Here is a 16,582-nt window from a genome sequence, read left to right as displayed (position 1 = left end):
GGGGCGGGGCGCACTGCCGTTGACGGACTGCTCGGAGAGGAAGGGGGATGCATGGGATCCACGGGATCCATCGTGCCGGTGGAAACTTTCCAGATTCTCTCCAGGGCTGATCGCGGCGGATTCACCGGCTCGTGAGCGTCTGGATTTAATCGTTCATTGTAAGGCCACTTGGTCGGATAGCCTGGGAAAATGCTGACTGAAGTGATAGCGACCCGCTATGTCACGCCCTTGCGTGAGGGCGGATCGTTGCCGGGAATCGTCGAGGCCGACGATCTCGGTACGTACATCATGAAGTTCACCGGTGCCGGTCAGGGGCGTAAGACCCTGGTGGCCGAGATCATCTGCGGGCTGCTGGGGCGCCGGCTCGGGCTGCGGGTGCCGGATCTGGTCCAGATGCAGCTCGACCCCGTGATCGGGCTGAGCGAGCCCGACCAGGAGGTGCAGGAGCTGCTCAAGGCCAGCGGCGGGCTGAATCTCGGGATGGACTATCTCCCCGGGTCGCTGGGTTTTGATCCGCTTGCGTTCGAGGTGAGTGCGCGCGAGGCGGGGCGCGTGGTGTGGTTCGACGCGCTGATCAACAACGTCGACCGGTCGTGGCGCAACCCCAACATGCTGGTCTGGCACGGCGAGCTGTGGCTGATCGACCACGGCGCCACGATGATCTGGCACCACAACTGGCCCAGCGCGGAGAAGGCCGCGATCAAGCCCTTCGACGCCTCCGATCATGTGCTGGCCGGTTTCGCCCCGGATGTTGCCGCGGCCGCCGCCGAGTTCGCGCCGCGTATCACCGAGGAGCTGCTGACCGGGATCGCGGCCGAGGTTCCCGACGAATGGCTGACCGACGAGCCGGGATTCGAGGCGCCGGACGACCTGCGCCGGGCCTACGTCAGGACGCTGCTGGCCCGTGCCGAGATCATCAGCGACCACATCACCATCGGGGAACCCACCAAGGACGCCCCCTCCAAGGCACCGGAATGGCTGGCGGGCAAGCTGCCGCGGAGGGTCGTGACGTGAGCGGGTGCAGCATGCGAGTCCCCCCGGCCGGAGGCCGGGGGATAACCATGGGGATAACCATTAGGAGGTGCGCGCCTCGCGAATGCGGGGCCGAGCGGAGCGAGGTTTCGGCATGAGCGGTCTGCACAACGGGCGCGATGTTTTCGAGTACGCCCTCCTGAAGGTCGTGCCGCGGGTCGAGCGGGGCGAGATGATCAACGCCGGGGTCATCGTGTACTGCCGGGCGCGGCGCTTTGTCGAGGCCCGGGTCCATCTGGACGAGGCCCGGCTGCGGGCCCTGGATCCCGCCTGTGACGTCGAGGGTGTACGGGCCGCGCTCACCGCCGTCGAGGGCATCTGTCACGGCGGCGCACAGGCCGGACAGGCCGCGGGGGACGACGAGGGGCGCCGTTTCCGCTGGCTGATCGCGCCGCGCAGCACGATCGTCCAGCCGGGCCCCGTCCACACCGGCCTGACCGCCGACCCCGCCGCCGAGGCGAAGCGGCTGCTGGAGCTGCTGGTGCGCTGAGCCGCCGGAACACCGCTGATGCCCGCGCCGGGCCCGTCTCCTACGGGCCCGGCGCTGTTGTGTCGGGTGAGGTGGGTTACGGCACTGGGGCGGGGCGTTGACAGCCGGTGGCCGGGCTTCTAGCGTCAGCCCTACTAAGCGGTTGCTCACCTGTTCGGCCGGTGCGGCGAGCCGCTTTCGAGGTTTCGAGGGTGAGGAGAACCCGCATGTCCACCACCGAGCAGCGCGTCGCCATCGTGACGGGCGCGGCCCGCGGCATCGGCGCGGCCACCGCCGTACGCCTGGCCGCCGAGGGCCGCGCCGTCGCCGTACTCGACCTCGACGAGGCGGCGTGCAAGGACACCGTCGAGAAGATCACCGCGGCGGGCGGCAAGGCCATCGCGGTCGGCTGCGATGTCTCGGACTCGGAGCAGGTGGAGGCGGCGGTCGCCCGGGTCGCGGCCGAGCTGGGCGCGCCGACCGTGCTCGTCAACAACGCGGGCGTGCTCCGCGACAACCTGCTGTTCAAGATGAGCGACAGCGACTGGGACACGGTCATGAACGTGCATCTGCGGGGCGCGTTCCTGATGTCGCGGGCCTGTCAGAAGCACATGGTCGACGCCAAGTTCGGCCGGATCGTCAACCTCTCCTCCAGCTCGGCGCTCGGCAACCGCGGCCAGGTCAACTACTCGGCCGCCAAGGCCGGTCTGCAGGGCTTCACCAAGACCCTCGCCATCGAACTCGGCAAGTTCGGCGTCACCGCCAACGCCGTCGCCCCGGGCTTCATCGTCACCGACATGACGGCGGCCACCGCCGAGCGCGTCGGCATGGGCTTCGAGGACTTCCAGGCCGCGGCCGCCACCCAGATCCCGGTGCAGCGCGTCGGCCGGCCGGAGGACATCGCCAACGCCATCGCCTTCTTCACGGGCGAGGCGGCCGGGTTCGTCTCCGGCCAGGTCATGTACGTCGCCGGCGGACCGCTCAACTGACCACGGGAGTTCAGGACATGACCGAGCAGGACAACGCGCTCCCCGAGCTCAGCGGCAAGGTGGCGCTGGTCACCGGCGCCAGCCGGGGCATCGGCTACGGCATCGCCGAGGCCCTGGTGGCCCGCGGCGACCGGGTCGTGATCACCGGCCGCAACGAGGACGCCCTCAAGGAGGCCGCCGAGAAGCTGGGCGGCGACCGGGTGATCGGCGTCGCGGGCAAGGCGCACGACGAGGCCCACCAGGCCGTCGCCGTGGAGCGCGCGATGGAGGCCTTCGGCCGCGTCGACTACCTCGTCAACAACGCCGGTACGAACCCGGTGTTCGGCCCCATGGCCGACCTCGATCTCGGCGTCGCGCGCAAGGTGTTCGAGACCAACGTCATCTCGGCGCTGGGCTTCGCGCAGCGCACCTGGCACGCCTGGCAGAAGGACAACGGCGGCGCGATCGTCAACATCACCTCCATCGCCGGCCTCAACGCCTCGCCCTTCATCAGCGCGTACGGCATGAGCAAGGCCGCCATGGTGAACCTGACGCAGCAGCTCGCGCACGAGTTCGCGCCGGTGGCCAGGGTCAACTCCATCGCGCCCGCGGTGATCAAGACCAAGTTCGCCGCCGCGCTGTACGAGAACCGCGAGGAGGAGGCGGCGGCCGGCTACCCGATGGCGCGGCTCGGCGTCCCGGAGGACATCGGCGGGGCCGCGGCCTTCCTGCTGTCCGACGCCTCGGGGTGGATCACCGGGCAGACGCTGGTCGTCGACGGTGGGCTGTTCCTCAACGCGGGGGTCTGAGCGCTCCCGGTGAGAGGAGTCCCCCTTGGGGGCGCCGGGCCTTGCGTTCGTGTGCGCTCCAAGAGGCAGAGTCCGTGGTGCCGGTCCCGACGGGGCCGGCACCACGCGCGTCAGCGGACTCTGTGAGGGAGAGGCACCATGCACTACCGCACCCTCGGCGGTGATCAAGGTCCCCGGATCAGCGCCGTGTGCCTGGGGACGCTGCCGTTCGGGACCACGGTCGACGAGCGGACCTCGTACGCCGTCCTGGACCGCTTCGCCGAGGCCGGCGGCACCTTCGTCGACACCGCGAACCACTACGCCTGCTGGGTGCCCGGCGCGACCGGTGACGAGAGCGAGCTGCTGCTCGGCCGCTGGCTGCGCAGCCGGGGCGCGGCCGGCCGTACGGTCCTGGCCACCAAGGGCGGCGCCCGGCCCGATCGGGCCCGCGGCGCCCGGTGGCCCGCCAACGCCGAGGGGCTGGCCGGGCCCGCGCTCCGCGCCGCGCTGGAGGGCAGTCTGCGCCGCCTGGGCACCGACCGGGTCGATCTCTACTACGCGGGCATCGAGGACCGCGCCGTCCCCCTGGAGGAGACCGTCGAGGCGCTGGGCGGGCTCGTCAGGGACGGCAAGGTGGGCGCCCTCGGCGCCAGCAACCATCCGACATGGCGGCTGGCCGAGGCCCGGCAGGCCGCCGCCGGGCGCGGTCTGCCCGGCTTCCGGGCCGTACAGCAGCGGCACACCTATCTGCATCCGCGCCGGGACCTGCCGTCCGGCCTCCAGCGGGAGACCGACGAGGAGCTCCTCGACTACGCGGCCGCGCACCCCGGGGTCACCCTCCTCGGCTACTCGCCCCTGATGGACGGCGCCTACACCCGCACGGACAAACCGCTGCCGGAGCGCTACGACCATCCGGGCTCGGTGGTGCGCATGCGGGTGCTGGCGGAGGTCGCGGCGGAGTGCGGCGCCACCCGGAACCAGGTGGTGCTGGCATGGCTGATGGGAGGGTCGGTGCCGGTGGTGCCGGTGCTCGGGGTGAGTTCCGTGGGGCAGCTGGACGAGTGCCTGGCGGCGCTGGACCTGGAGCTGGATCCGTACCAGCGCGCGCGGCTCGACACCGCCTGAGGGCACCGCCCGGCGCGGCGTCCGAGCCGCCGCCCAGGTCAGTGGTTCCGCGCCGGGGCCCGGATCCGGCGCCCGCGGACCGCGTTGTCAGTGGTCGCCGGTAAGTTCTGATGATGAGAACGGAACGCACAACGGAGGTTGTTGACGTGGTGACCGACATGCTGCCCGAATCCTGGCGCGGGGTCCTCGGCGAGGAGTTGGAGAAGCCCTATTTCAAGGAGCTGACCGATTTCGTCGAGGAGGAGCGGGCCAAGGGCCCGGTGTACCCGCCCCGTGAGGAGGTCTTCGCGGCGCTGGACGCCACACCGTACGACCAGGTGAAGGTGCTGGTTCTCGGGCAGGATCCCTACCACGGCGCGGGGCAGGGCCATGGCCTGTGCTTCTCCGTGCAGCCCGGCGTCAAGACGCCGCCGTCGCTGCGCAACATCTACAAGGAGATGAAGGAGGAGCTGGGCCACCCGGTTCCGGACAACGGCTATCTGATGCCGTGGGCCAAGCAGGGCGTGCTGCTGCTGAACGCCGTCCTCACGGTCCGCGAGGGCGAGGCCAACTCCCACAAGGGCAAGGGATGGGAGAAGGTCACCGATGCGGTGATCCGCGCGGTGGCCGCCCGGCCCGACCCGGCGGTGTTCGTGCTGTGGGGGAATTACGCCAAGAAGAAGCTGCCGCTGATCGATGAGGAGCGGCATGCCGTGGTGCAGGGCGCGCACCCCTCGCCGCTGTCGGCGAAGAAGTTCTTCGGCTCCCGCCCGTTCACCCAGATCAACGAGGCGATCGCCGCACAGGGCCACACCCCGATCGACTGGCGCATCCCCGACCTGAACGCCGGCTGAGCCGGACCGTCACGCGGGCCGAGCCGGACCGTCAGGCCGGCCGGGCCGCTCCATCCGGCGCGCCGCCCACGGCGCGCGGCGGCTTCCCCCGGCGGTTAGCGTCGGGGGGAGGGCCGGCGAACGAGCGCGGGGTGAGTGCGGTGACGGAGGAGCGGGAGGAGACGCCGCTGGACGGCGTGCTCATCCGGATCGGCCAGGCGATCATGCTGCATCGCGCCGGGGACAGGGAAGAGGCCCGCAACCGCCTCCTGGAGCTGTGGCACGAGATCGGGCCTCAGGGGGACGCCTTCCACCGCTGCACGCTCGCCCACTACATGGCGGACACCCAGGACGACCCCAGGGACGAACTCGACTGGGACCTGCGTGCCCTCGAAGCGGCCGAGGGCTTCGTCACCGAGCGCGCCACGGGCACGGACACCGGCGCCCTGTGTGCCTTCTTCCCCTCGCTCCACCTCAACCTCGCCGCCGACTACGTCGCCCTCGACCGCCCGGCCGACGCCCGCGCCCAGCTGCTCAGGGCCCGCGCCTCGACCAGCGGAGTGGCCGACGGCGAGTACCGCCAGGGCCTGCGGGAGGCCATCGACCGGCTGGCGGTACGGCTCGAAGCGGGCGGCAGCGCGGAGGCGTAGCGGCCGCCGTGCCCAGGTGCCGCTCCGACGCTTGCCCCGGGCGCTATCCCCGCAGCATTCCGTTCAGAAGCTCGGCGCACGACGCCCGCAGCGCGGCCCGGCTCGGTACGGCGCCGTGGAACTGCCCCGCCGTACAGGAGAACAGCACCCCGTCGCACCAGGCGATCGCGCTGAGCGCATGCCGCTGCGGGTCGGTGGAGCCGGCCGCCGTCAGCATCGCGACCATCGGCTCCCGGAAACCCCGCCCGGCCCGGTCGTACAGAACCCGCAGCTCGGGCCGCCGAGAGGCCTCCAGGGCCAGCTCGTAACGGGCGACGAGCAGCTGCCGGTGGCCCGACAGATAGCGGTGCAGGGCCAGCGCGAGGGCATCGGCCACCGCCGCCGGGGTGCCGTCCGCGGCGGGCGGCATCTCGTCCGGTGTGAGCACGGCCGCCTCCCGCTCCGCCAGCCGCCGTACCGCCGTCTCCAGCAGCGCCGCGCGGGTGCGCGCGACATTCGAGGTGGAGCCCTGCGGCAGTCCCGCCGCCTCGTCGACGGCCCGGTGGGTCAGCCCGCGCATTCCGCGCTCGGCGAGCAGGGTCAGGGCGGTGTCGGCGATCAGCTCATGGCGCGGCGTACTGCGGGCGTTCATGGGAGGTGAGCCTATCGCGCCCACTACGGCCGTAGTAGGTGTGGCGGCGATGGCTGCACCGGACGCTTCGACTACGGCTGTAGTGGACGCGTTGACTACGGCCGTAGTAGCGTGAAAGGTGAAACTACAGATGTAGTGCTGCGCTGCAGTGACACAGGCAGAGGTAGGGAAAGGGACGCGACCATGGACCGACGCACCGCTCTCGTGATCGGTGGCGGAATCGGCGGACTGACCGCCGCACTGGCGCTGCACCGCCGCGGCTGGGCGGTCACCGTCCTAGAGCGCACCGCCGCACCGGAACCGGGCCCCGCATCCGGACACCCGGCTACGCGCGGAGCCGGAGCGCCGCGTAGCGGGGCGGGTATCGGGCTGGCCGCCAACGCCCAGCGAGCCCTGGAGACCCTGGGCGCCGGCGACGCGGTCCGCGCCATGGCCGCCCCGCAGATCACCGGCGCACTGTGCCTCCCCAGCGGCCGACGGCTGGCCCGTGTGGACGCCGCCGCGGCCGTCCGGCGCTTCGGTGGCCCGGTCGTCGTCGCCCACCGCGCCGAGCTCCTCGCCCTCCTCGCCGCCCGGCTGCCCCAAGGCGCCCTGCGCACCGGCGCCGCCGCCACGCTCGTCGACGAGGGCGACCCGGCGCCCGGCGGCCGCCCGGCGCGAGTGGCGGTCATCGACGGAGGCGACGGCGAAGGAGACGACGGCGAAGAGCTGACCGCCGACCTCGTCGTGGGTGCCGACGGCATCCACTCCGCCGTCCGCCGCGCCGTCTTCCCCGGCCATCCCGAGCCCCGCTACGCCGGATTCACCGCCTGGCGCTTCGTGGCGCCCGCCCCCGAGCGCCCGTACCCGGCACACGAGACCTGGGGCGCCGGAAGCCTGTGGGGCTCGATTCCGCTGTCCGACGGGCGCGTGTACGCCTACGCCACCGCGGCCCTGCCGCCCGGCGGACGGGCCGCCGACGGCGACGAACGGGCCGAACTGCTGCGCCGCTTCGGCGACTGGCACCACCCCGTCCCCGCGCTGCTCGCCGCCGTCGACCCGGCAACCGTCCTGCGCAACGACGTCCGGACCGCGGCCGCCGCGCCGCCCGCCTTCCACCGGGGACGCGTCGCCCTGCTCGGCGACGCCGTCCACCCCATGACCCCCCACCTCGGCCAGGGCGGCTGCCAGGCCATCGAGGACGCCGTCGTACTCGCCCACGAGACCGCCGCGGACGCCGATCTCGGCGCCGCGCTCGCCGCCTACACCCGGCAGCGGCTGCCGCGCACCATGGACGTGGTGCGCCGGGCGGAGCGGATCGGCCGCCTCACCCTCTGGCGGTCCCGGCCGGCCCGCGCGCTGCGCGCCGCCGGTATGGCCGCCACCGCCCGGCTCGCGCCGGATCTCGCGCTGCGCGGCCTGGACGGCATCGCCGACTGGCGCCCCCCGGCCGCCACGTAAGCTTCCGGCACACGGTCGTCCGGCACACGGGTCGTCCGGCCCGCGGCATCAACCACCACACGGCCGCGGCACCACCCGCGGTGCCGTCCCAGGAGGAGGAGTACGAGTGAAGGTCGGCTGCATCGGACTCGGAGACATCGCCCAGAAGGCGTACCTCCCCGTACTGGCCACGCAGCCCGGCATCGAGCTGCATCTGCAGACCCGCACCCCGGCCACCCTCCAACGGGTCGGCGCGATGCACCGGCTGACCGGCCGGCAGCTGCACACGGACCTGGACTCGCTGCTCTCCGCCGGCCTGGACGCGGCGTTCGTGCATGCGCCGACCTCCGTACACCCCGAGATCGTGACGCGGCTCCTGGAGGCGGGCGTGCCGACCTATGTCGACAAGCCGCTGTCCTATGAACTCGCCGCATCGGAGAGCATCGTGCGGCTCGCCGAGGACCGGGGAGTGGGGCTGGCCGTCGGTTTCAACCGCCGCTTCGCGCCCGCGTACGCCCAGTGCCGGGATCATGCCCGCGATCTGATCCTGATGCAGAAGAACCGCGTCGGCCTGCCGGAGGACCCGCGCACCCTGGTGCTCGACGATTTCATCCATGTCGTCGACACCCTGCGGTTCCTCGTCCCCGGCGAGATCGATCACATCGATGTGCGGGCGCGGATGCGCGAGGGGCTGCTGGAGCATGTGGTGCTCCAGCTCTCCGGCGGCAGTTGCTCCCTGGCACGCGAGGGCTTCACCGCGATCGGGATCATGAACCGGCTGAGCGGGTCGGCCGAAGAGCGCCTCGAAGTGTCCGGGCAGGACACGAAGCGTGAGGTGGTGAACCTCGCGGAGGTGATCGACCACAAGGGACAGCCGACCATCCGTCGCCGCGGCGACTGGGTGCCGGTCGCGAGGCAGCGAGGTATCGAGCAGGCGGTGCTCGCGTTTCTCGACTCGGTACGCGCCGGCGAGGTGCTCAGCGCCGCCGACGCCCTGCGGACCCACGAGCTGTGCGAGCGCATCGTGCGCACGGTGACGCAGGAGGGCTGAGGACCCGGGGCCGGTCGGCGGGTCCGTTCTCCCCGCACCGCACCGCACCGGCAGCCCACCCGGCGTCAGCAGGCGCCGTCACGCCGGTGCCCGCCCCCGCACGTCCATGGACGCGTCCACGGAGCGGTGCGCCCGGAGGGTCACCGGGGAGTTCGCGCCGGCCGCCCGCCGAGCGCCCGCGCGCCCGTGTACGCGCCCGCGAGCACCAGCGCGCCCACCGCCGCGTACACCGCCCAGTCGCCGAACCGGGTGTACGGGCTGGTGCCCCGGGCCAGCGGCAGATCGTAGACGGCGGCCGCGCTGCGGTCGGTGCCCAGCCGTTCGCCGACCGGCTCGCCACGGGGGCCGTAGACCGCGCTGATGCCGGTGAGCGTGGCGTGCACCATGGGCCGCCAGTTCTCCGCGGAGCGCAGCGCGGCCAGTGAAGCGTGCTGGGCCGGCGCCCAGCTGCCCTGGAACGTCGAGGTCGAGGACTGGGCGACCAGCACCTGCGCACCGTCGCGCGCCAGGTGGCGGCTCATGTCGGGGAAGGCCGTCTCGAAACACACCAGGGGGCCGATGCGCAGCCCGTCCGCCGTGGGGATCCGCATCACGACCTGGTGGGTGCCGCGGATCCGGTCGGTGGTCGCGGCCCTGCCCACATGGGTCGCCCAGCCCAGGAGGGACCTGGCCGGTATGTATTCGCCGAACGGCACCAGTCGCATCTTGGCGTAACGGTCGCCGGTCGGTCCCTGCGGCCCGATCAGTACCGCGCTCTTCTCGATGCCCGCCCGGCCGGCCCGCCGGGCGTCCGCGTTGACCAGCAGGTCCGCGCCGGTCTGCCGGGACAGCGCGGCGAGCCGGGCGGCGAGCGCGGGATGGTCGCCCGGGTCCTGGTAGAGGCTGCTCTCGCCCCAGACGACGAGGCGTACGCCGCGGTGCGCCAGCGACCGGGTCAGCGCTTCGCTCCGGGCCAGCCGTTCGGTGGGGGTGCCGCCGATGCCGGGCTGGACGACGGCGATGCGTACCGTGCCCGCGGGGCGGGGGAGGGGCGCCCAGAACCAGGCCGCGGCGGCCGCCAGGGCGGGCACCAGCAGCCCGGCGACGGCCGCCCGCCAGGCCGCGGGGCGGGCGATCAGCTCGGCCAGCGCGGTGTTCACCGCCACGATCAGCAGGCTCAGCAGCCACACCCCGCCGAGCGACGCCAGGCGCAGCGCGGGCGGCACCTGCCACTGGCTGGCGCCGAGCAATCCCCAGGGACCGCCCAAGTACTGCCAGGAGCGGACCAGTTCGACCATCAGCCAGCCCGCCGGGACCAGCACCAGCGCGGCGGCGTACCGCCCGCCCGTCGCCCGCCCCCGCCCGTCCGACAGCAGCGCGTGCACCAGCATCCCCCAGGGCGCCCACAGCGCACCGAGGAGCAGGGCCAGCACGAGAAGGAAGACGTGCAGATTCGGCAGCAACCAGTGGTGGACCGCCAGCATGAACCCCGCGCCGCCCAGCCAGCCGTCCAGCGCCGCCCGCCGCACCGTCGGCGCCGACCGCACCAGCAGCAGCCAGGGGACGAGGGCGGCATACGCCAGCCACCACAAGGACGGCGCCGGAAAGATGAGCGTCGGCAGCGCCCCGGCGAGCGCCGCGACGAGACCCCGTCGCCAGGGGGAGCGGAGCCGGGGCACCCGATCGCCGAGCGGTGTGTGCATACCGTCTCCTTCTCGTCGCGCGGACCGGACCGTCCAAAGGATCTGGGGATCATTCCCCGGCGGGCAGCACCTCGCGCCATTTCTCGTGCACGACGACCTCGGTCAGCCGCCAGCCTTCGGGTGTGCGGCGGGCGGCGAACGCGTAGCGGCCGGCACAGGTGTAGTTGGGGGCGGTGGGGCCGGCACCGGCGTCCGCCGCGCCGTCGTCGAGCCGCATCGGGTTGAGGTAGTCGGCCTGGACGACGGCCGTATCGCCCGGTGCGCCGTCCCGCCGGGCGAGGGTGATCCGACGATTGACGATCAGGTGCTGACGTACCGGGAAGAGACGCAGCATGTCGGTGAGCCAGGCCGCGATCTCCGCCGTGCTGCCCTCGATGCCGCCCGCGGAGCGGTAGTCGGCCCGGCCGTCGTCGGTGAACAGGGCCCGGTAGCCGGCCCAGTCCCCGTCGTCGAGGGCTATGGCATAGCCGGTGACCAGATCGTCGATCGCGAGGCGGTCCATGACTGTCGAGTGTTCCGCGCGCTGCGTCATTGCCTCAGTTTTCGGCATACGGCGGCCCCCGCCAAGAGAGCGGGGGCCAAGCGGCGCGGTATCCGGCGCGGGATCACCCCACCAGCACGGTGTCCTCGGCGAGGCCGTCGCCCGGCTCCTGGCCGGAATTCGCTGCGGTCGCCGTCCCGGGAGCGCCGGAATCCGCCTCGTTCGCCTCGTGTGCGTCGTGTGCGTCGTTCGCCTCGTCCGTCTCCGAGGCGAACTGGGTCCGGTACAGCTCCGCATACCGCCCGTCGGCCGCCAGCAGCGTCGCGTGCGTACCGCGCTCGACGATCCGGCCGCCCTCGATGACGAGGATCAGATCGGCGGCCCGTACGGTCGACAGCCGGTGGGCGATCACCAGCGCGGTCCGGCCCTCCAGGGCCTCGCCGAGCGCCTCCTGGACGGCGGCCTCGGAGGTGTTGTCCAGGTGGGCGGTGGCCTCGTCGAGGATCACCACCCGGGGGTGGGCGAGCAGCAGCCGGGCGATGGTCAGCCGCTGGCGCTCGCCGCCGGAGAGCCGGTAGCCGCGCTCGCCGACGACGGTGTCCAGGCCGTCGGGCAGGCTGCGGATCAGCGCCTCCAGACGGGCGCGGCGCAGTGCGTCCCACAGCTCGTCCTCGGCGGCCTCGGGCCTGGCCAGCAGCAGGTTTTCGCGGATGGTGTCGTGGAAGAGGTGCCCGTCCTGGGTGACCATGCCGAGCGCTTCGCGCAGCGAGGCGGCGGTCAGATCGCGGACGTCCACCCCGCCCAGCCGGACCGCGCCGCCATCGGCGTCGTACAGCCGCGGCAGCAGCTGCGCGATGGTCGACTTGCCGGCGCCCGAGGAGCCGACCAGGGCGACCATCTGGCCCGGCTCGGCGCGGAAGGAAATGTCGTGCAGGACCCGTTCGCCGCCGCGGGTGTCGAGGGTGGCGACCTCTTCGAGGGAGGCGAGGGAGACCTTGTCGGCGGCGGGGTAGCCGAAGCGTACGGTGTCGAACTCCACCGACACCGGGCCCTCGGGCACCGCGCGGGCGTCCGGCTTCTCGGCGATCAGCGGCTTGAGGTCCAGCACCTCGAAGACCCGCTCGAAGCTGACCAGCGCGCTCATCACCTCGATATGCGCACCGGACAGGGCGGTCAGCGGGGCGTAGAGCCGGGTGAGCAGCAGCGCGAGCGAGACGATCGCGCCGGGCTGCAGATGGCCGCGGAGCGCGAGATAGCCGCCGAGCCCGTAGACCACGGCCAGCGCCAGCGCGGAGACCAGGGTGAGCGCGGTGACGAAGTACGTCTGCACCATCGCCGAACGGACCCCGATGTCGCGCACCCGGCGGGCGCGGGTGGCGAATTCGGCGGATTCGCGGGCCGGCCGGCCCATCAGCTTGACGAGGGTGGCGCCCGGTGCGGAGAACCGCTCGGTCATCTGCGTACCCATCGCGGCGTTGTGGTCGGCGCCCTCGCGCCGCAGCGCCGCCAGCCGCCGGCCGACCCGCCGGGCGGGCAGCACGAACACCGGCAGCAGTACGAGCGCGATCAGGGTGATCTGCCAGGACAGACTGAGCATCACCACGAGGGTCAGCAGCAGCGTCGCGATATTGCTGACGACCCCGGAGAGGGTGTCGCTGAAGGCCCGCTGGGCGCCGATCACATCGTTGTTGAGGCGGCTGACCAGCGCCCCGGTGCGGGTGCGGGTGAAGAACGCGATCGGCATCCGCTGGACGTGGTCGTAGACGGTCGTCCGCAGATCCAGGATCAGCCCCTCGCCGAGGCTCGCCGACAGCCACCGGGTCAGCAGGCCCAGACCCGCCTCGGCGACGGCGATCAGGGCGATCAGCCCGGACAGCGCGAGGACGACGGAGGCGGAATCGCGGTGCCAGATCGCGTCGACGACCCGGCCCGCGAGCAGCGGGGTGGCCACCGCGAGCATCGCGGTCACGGTGCTGAGCAGCAGGAACCACAGCAGACGGCGCCGATGCGGGCGGGCGAAGCCGCCGATCCGGCGCAGGGTGCCGCGGGAGAAGCGGCGGCTGCCCTGCTGTGCGGTCATCGTGCTGTGCAGCGAATGCCAGGCGGTGACTTCCATGTCCATCGCGGCCTCCAGGTGTCGGGGTCGGCACGGGATCGCCGTGGCTGACCGGCGACATGAAAGGAACCTAGGACCTAAACCAATGTTGAGGTCAAGGGATTCCGCGCAGGTCACCCTCCGGGACGCGCAGCGGGTCCGCCGATCACCCTCCCGGTCTCCCGTACGGCCCCTCGGCCGTCCCCCGGGACGCACCCCGAATCCCCAGTTAACCCGCCGCTACCATGATCGCCATGCGACATGGGGGCGATGTCCACGACCACCACACGACGGCAGCCGCCGCACCCGCGGCCACCCTGCTCCTGCCGCCGCGCCTGACGGCGTCGGCCACCGAGCTGCGCGACACCGCCCGGCGGCGCGGACTGCGCACCGTCCAGCTGCCCACCTTCGCCCTCCCGGACGGCCTGCGCGCCACTCATCTGCACGCCGGGCCGACCTTCGCCGACGCGGTGGCGGGCCCGCTCGGCATCGCCCCGCTCGAAGCCCCGCCATGCTGGCTCGCCGAGCTGCCCCGCGACCTCGTGCGGCGCGAGATCCGCGCGCTGCCGATCCGCGAGGCGTACGCCCTGCGCAGGCCGGTCTTCGTCAAGCCACCCAACGACAAGAGCATCCGGGCCATGGTCTACGCGGACGGCTCCCGGCTGCCCGGAGCCGACGCCGTCGACCCGGACACCCTCGTACTGGTCTCCGACGTGGTCACCTTCGCCGCCGAATACCGCCTCTACCTCCTGGACGGCGAGGTACACACCGGCGGCCGCTACGCCGAGGACGGGCGCCTGAGCCTCGGCCCGCTCACCCCGGATGCGGCCGCCTTCGGCGCCGAACTCCTCGCCCGCTGCGGCGCCGGCCTGCCCTCCGCGATCGTCGTCGACATCGGCCGCCTCGACGGCCACTGGGCGGTCATCGAGGCCAACGCGGCCTGGGCGAGCGGGCGCTACACCAGCGATCCGGAGCGGGCCCTGGACACCGTGCTGCGGGCGGCGGGTCCGGTGGCGCGGGTGGCGGCGCGCGATCGGCCGTTCATCAGGGCGGCGGCGCGGTGACCTGCGTCCATCAGGGCGGTCGCGAGGCGACCGGGGGATGAGGGGCCGGTGATCTGCCAGGGGCGGACCGGGCGCGGGGCCCGGCAGCGGGACGGGTAGCGTTCGGTGGTGACTATCGCCTGGTCGGAGACCGTTTCCCTGCTGCTGTTGCTGGGCGTGCTGGGTTTCGCGGTACGCAGGCCGCGCGGCGCCTCCGAGGCGGTGGCGGCGGTGCCCGCGGCGGCGATCGTCGTGCTGATCGGCGCGGTGTCACCGGCCGAGGCGTGGGCCCAGGTGCACAGCCTGCTGCCGGTCGTCGGCTTTCTCGCCGCGGTGCTGGCACTGGCCTACCTCTGTGCCCGCGAGGGCGTGTTCGAGGCGGCGGGCGCCGCGCTGGCCCGGCTGTGCGCCGATCGTCCGCGCCGCCTGCTGACCGGGGTGTTCGCGCTGGCCGCGGCCGTGACCGCGGTGCTCAGCCTGGACGCGACGGTGGTGCTGCTGACGCCGGTCGTGCTGGCCACCGCGGCCCGTGCCGGTGCCCGCGCACGGCCCCATCTGTACGCCTGCGCCCACCTGGCCAACTCCGCCTCGCTGCTGCTCCCGGTCTCCAACCTCACCAACCTCCTGGCGCTCGGCGCCGCCGGGCTGTCCTTCACCCGGTTCGCGGCGCTGATGGCACTGCCCTGGGCCCTGGCGGTCGCCGTCGAGTACGTCGTCTTCCGCCGCTTCTTCGCCCATGACCTCGCGGCGACCGTGGGACGGCCGGAGCGGACGCAGCGGGCGGATCCGCCGCTGCCGGTCCCCGCCCTCGTCGTCCTCGCCCTCACCCTCGGCGGGTTCGTGGTGACCTCCTTCGCCGGGATCAACCCGGCGTGGGCGGCGACGGCCGGTGCCCTGGTCCTTGCGGTCCGCGCGCTGCGCCGCGGGGAGACCACCGTGCCGCGGCTGGTGGCGGCGGCGAACCCGCTGTTCTGCCTGTTCGTGCTCGCCCTGGGCATCGTGGTCAAGGCCGTCGTCGACAACGGGCTGGGCGACGCCGTGGACCGGCTGCTGCCCGACGGGTCGTCGCTGCCGGCGCTGCTCGGGCTCGCCGCGTTCGCGGCGCTGCTCGCGAACCTGATCAACAACCTGCCGGCCGTCCTCGCGCTGCTTCCCGTCGCGGCCCCCTCCGGCGCGGGGCCCGTCCTGGCGGTACTGATCGGCGTGAACGTCGGCCCGAACCTGACCTATGTCGGTTCCCTGGCCACCCTGCTGTGGCGGCGCATCCTGCACGACCACAAATCCGCGCCGGCCCTGTCCGTCTTCACCGGCCTCGGCCTGCTGACGGTCCCGGCGACGCTGGTCCTGTCGACGGTCGGGCTGTGGGTGGCGCTGCGCGTCATCGGCACCTGACGAGGCGCGGGTGTCCGTGGGCCACGCCGCGATCAGGGGACCGATGACCCGCCTCGTACCGCCGGGCGGATGTGCCGCTGTGCCGTCCGTCATCTGCGCGACATCGAAACCCGCTATTTCAAGCCATGCGGCGCACGAAGCCTGATTGCGGCGGCCCCGGGACGCCGATGCAGCCGGATCACCGACGAAGGCACCGACGCCCTGATGTGCATCCAACTCGCCCTCTGCGCAAGCCCGTTACCCACCCACCCAGGCTTCGTGCGCACGCGCGACCGCGGCCCGCGGGAACCCCCTCTGAACCGGCCCGCCGTAATTGAGCCAACCTCTTTACGTGGTTCTCACCAGGACTTGACGCCACGATGGGCGGGTAAGCCGTAGAACGTCACGCACAGCAGCGATGTCAGGGCACGGCCGACGACCGGATACGGATGCGTCCGTCCGGATCGCGACGGGCGCTTCCCCCTCACTCCCCGGATCCCTTCGCCCCTTGTGTGGCGCTGTCTCGCTCCCTGGCACGAAAGTGGGTCGGGCTGATGGCCGAGGGCCACAACTACCAAGAATTCGTCGGGCACATCCGCGAGGCGGGCAGCACGATCGTGCTGGAGCTCCGCGGTGAATGGGACATCCTCGCCGCCTCTATGGTCTCCGACCGGCTGGACGCGCTGACCGGCGTGCAGCGCCCCGATCTCGTCCTCGATGTGAGCGCGGTGACCTTCATGGACTGCGTCGGGCTGGGCCTGCTGTGCCGGGCCCGGCACCGGACGCGGGACCGGGGCGGGCGGCTGCGGCTGACCGGGGTCACGGACGGCGGGTGGGTCGCACGGCTGCTGCGGATGGCCTCGCTGACCGGTGAGTTCGAGATCGTGGCCGAAGCGATCGCCGGAGCCACCTGCCTGGCCGACTGCGTGGCCGTCTGACCGCCGGCGGGCGGACGGCCGCCCACG

Annotated in this window: 15 protein-coding genes and 1 pseudogene; 12 read left to right on the top strand and 4 right to left on the bottom strand. The window is 72.7% G+C overall.

The features are described 5' to 3' along the window. Positions 1-189 precede the first annotated feature (189 nt). From AC5677_RS04480 to AC5677_RS04450, 7 genes are all read left to right on the top strand, one after another. Positions 190-1,014: a HipA family kinase gene (locus AC5677_RS04480; RefSeq protein ID WP_497193702.1), complete on the top strand. Its 825-nt coding sequence runs from the start codon at positions 190-192 to the stop codon at positions 1,012-1,014. Between the two features lie 112 nt (positions 1,015-1,126). After that, positions 1,127-1,522, top strand: coding sequence for a DUF3037 domain-containing protein (locus tag AC5677_RS04475; protein ID WP_497193701.1), 396 nt, complete (start codon positions 1,127-1,129; stop codon positions 1,520-1,522). Between the two features lie 206 nt (positions 1,523-1,728). Next, a complete protein-coding gene (fabG, locus tag AC5677_RS04470; protein ID WP_497193700.1) occupies positions 1,729-2,490 on the top strand; it encodes a 3-oxoacyl-ACP reductase FabG in 762 nt (253 codons plus the stop codon). 17 nt (positions 2,491-2,507) lie between these two features. Then, the gene (locus tag AC5677_RS04465; protein WP_497193699.1) at positions 2,508-3,278 is read left to right on the top strand and encodes an SDR family oxidoreductase; all 771 of its coding nucleotides are present in this window, start codon (positions 2,508-2,510) and stop codon (positions 3,276-3,278) included. A 138-nt stretch (positions 3,279-3,416) separates the two neighbouring features. After that, positions 3,417-4,382 carry an aldo/keto reductase gene (locus tag AC5677_RS04460; RefSeq protein ID WP_497193698.1) on the top strand — a complete coding sequence of 322 codons (966 nt, stop codon included), beginning with the start codon at positions 3,417-3,419 and terminating at the stop codon, positions 4,380-4,382. Between the two features lie 158 nt (positions 4,383-4,540). Beyond that, positions 4,541-5,215, top strand: a complete 675-nt coding sequence (locus AC5677_RS04455) for a uracil-DNA glycosylase (protein ID WP_497196505.1) — start codon at positions 4,541-4,543, stop codon at positions 5,213-5,215. Positions 5,216-5,355: 140 nt separating this feature from the next. After that, positions 5,356-5,844 carry a hypothetical protein gene (locus AC5677_RS04450; protein WP_497196504.1) on the top strand — a complete coding sequence of 163 codons (489 nt, stop codon included), beginning with the start codon at positions 5,356-5,358 and terminating at the stop codon, positions 5,842-5,844. 43 nt (positions 5,845-5,887) lie between these two features. Here AC5677_RS04450 and AC5677_RS04445 read toward each other — a convergent pair whose 3' ends face one another. Beyond that, complete coding sequence (locus AC5677_RS04445) at positions 5,888-6,475, bottom strand: TetR/AcrR family transcriptional regulator (RefSeq protein WP_497193697.1); 588 nt, start codon at positions 6,473-6,475, stop codon at positions 5,888-5,890. 183 nt (positions 6,476-6,658) lie between these two features. Between AC5677_RS04445 and AC5677_RS04440 the strand changes: the two are divergent. Beyond that, positions 6,659-7,912 (top strand): annotated as a pseudogene (locus AC5677_RS04440) (FAD-dependent monooxygenase); the annotation flags it as partial. Positions 7,913-8,021: 109 nt separating this feature from the next. After that, complete coding sequence (locus AC5677_RS04435; RefSeq protein WP_497193696.1) at positions 8,022-8,945, top strand: Gfo/Idh/MocA family protein; 924 nt, start codon at positions 8,022-8,024, stop codon at positions 8,943-8,945. 140 nt (positions 8,946-9,085) lie between these two features. Here AC5677_RS04435 and lnt read toward each other — a convergent pair whose 3' ends face one another. The 3 genes from lnt to AC5677_RS04420 form a co-directional block, all read right to left on the bottom strand. Continuing rightward, the gene (gene lnt, locus AC5677_RS04430) at positions 9,086-10,627 is read right to left on the bottom strand and encodes an apolipoprotein N-acyltransferase (RefSeq protein ID WP_497193695.1); all 1,542 of its coding nucleotides are present in this window, start codon (positions 10,625-10,627) and stop codon (positions 9,086-9,088) included. A 49-nt stretch (positions 10,628-10,676) separates the two neighbouring features. Next, positions 10,677-11,159: a nuclear transport factor 2 family protein gene (locus AC5677_RS04425; RefSeq protein ID WP_497193694.1), complete on the bottom strand. Its 483-nt coding sequence runs from the start codon at positions 11,157-11,159 to the stop codon at positions 10,677-10,679. Between the two features lie 73 nt (positions 11,160-11,232). After that, positions 11,233-13,230: an ABC transporter ATP-binding protein gene (locus AC5677_RS04420; protein ID WP_497193693.1), complete on the bottom strand. Its 1,998-nt coding sequence runs from the start codon at positions 13,228-13,230 to the stop codon at positions 11,233-11,235. Between the two features lie 227 nt (positions 13,231-13,457). Here AC5677_RS04420 and AC5677_RS04415 point away from each other — a divergent pair, with 227 nt between their 5' ends. From AC5677_RS04415 to AC5677_RS04405, 3 genes are all read left to right on the top strand, one after another. Next, on the top strand, positions 13,458-14,267 hold the full coding sequence (locus AC5677_RS04415) for an ATP-grasp domain-containing protein (protein WP_497193692.1): 810 nt from the start codon (positions 13,458-13,460) through the stop codon (positions 14,265-14,267). 108 nt (positions 14,268-14,375) lie between these two features. Then, entirely contained in the window at positions 14,376-15,638 is a 1,263-nt protein-coding gene (locus AC5677_RS04410; RefSeq protein ID WP_497193691.1) for an SLC13 family permease, read from the top strand. Between the two features lie 533 nt (positions 15,639-16,171). Then, the gene (locus AC5677_RS04405; RefSeq protein WP_497193690.1) at positions 16,172-16,555 is read left to right on the top strand and encodes an STAS domain-containing protein; all 384 of its coding nucleotides are present in this window, start codon (positions 16,172-16,174) and stop codon (positions 16,553-16,555) included. Positions 16,556-16,582: the final 27 nt, after the last annotated feature.

The organism is Streptomyces sp. JLSY215, from assembly GCF_059682825.1.
Note: the sequence above shows the minus strand (reverse complement) of the source record. Positions and strands in the feature narration are given on the sequence as shown.

Excerpts from the sequence above, each read along its gene's own strand:
- AC5677_RS04480 (WP_497193702.1), top strand. The coding sequence starts at position 190 with ATGCTGACTGAAGTGATAGCGACCCGCTATGTCACGCCCTTGCGTGAG.
- AC5677_RS04475 (WP_497193701.1), top strand. The coding sequence starts at position 1,127 with ATGAGCGGTCTGCACAACGGGCGCGATGTTTTCGAGTACGCCCTCCTG.
- fabG (WP_497193700.1), top strand. The coding sequence starts at position 1,729 with ATGTCCACCACCGAGCAGCGCGTCGCCATCGTGACGGGCGCGGCCCGC.
- AC5677_RS04465 (WP_497193699.1), top strand. The coding sequence starts at position 2,508 with ATGACCGAGCAGGACAACGCGCTCCCCGAGCTCAGCGGCAAGGTGGCG.
- AC5677_RS04460 (WP_497193698.1), top strand. The coding sequence starts at position 3,417 with ATGCACTACCGCACCCTCGGCGGTGATCAAGGTCCCCGGATCAGCGCC.
- AC5677_RS04455 (WP_497196505.1), top strand. The coding sequence starts at position 4,541 with ATGCTGCCCGAATCCTGGCGCGGGGTCCTCGGCGAGGAGTTGGAGAAG.
- AC5677_RS04445 (WP_497193697.1), bottom strand. The coding sequence starts at position 6,475 with ATGAACGCCCGCAGTACGCCGCGCCATGAGCTGATCGCCGACACCGCC.
- lnt (WP_497193695.1), bottom strand. The coding sequence starts at position 10,627 with ATGCACACACCGCTCGGCGATCGGGTGCCCCGGCTCCGCTCCCCCTGG.
- AC5677_RS04425 (WP_497193694.1), bottom strand. The coding sequence starts at position 11,159 with ATGACGCAGCGCGCGGAACACTCGACAGTCATGGACCGCCTCGCGATC.
- AC5677_RS04420 (WP_497193693.1), bottom strand. The coding sequence starts at position 13,230 with ATGGACATGGAAGTCACCGCCTGGCATTCGCTGCACAGCACGATGACC.
- AC5677_RS04415 (WP_497193692.1), top strand. The coding sequence starts at position 13,458 with ATGCGACATGGGGGCGATGTCCACGACCACCACACGACGGCAGCCGCC.
- AC5677_RS04405 (WP_497193690.1), top strand. The coding sequence starts at position 16,172 with ATGGCCGAGGGCCACAACTACCAAGAATTCGTCGGGCACATCCGCGAG.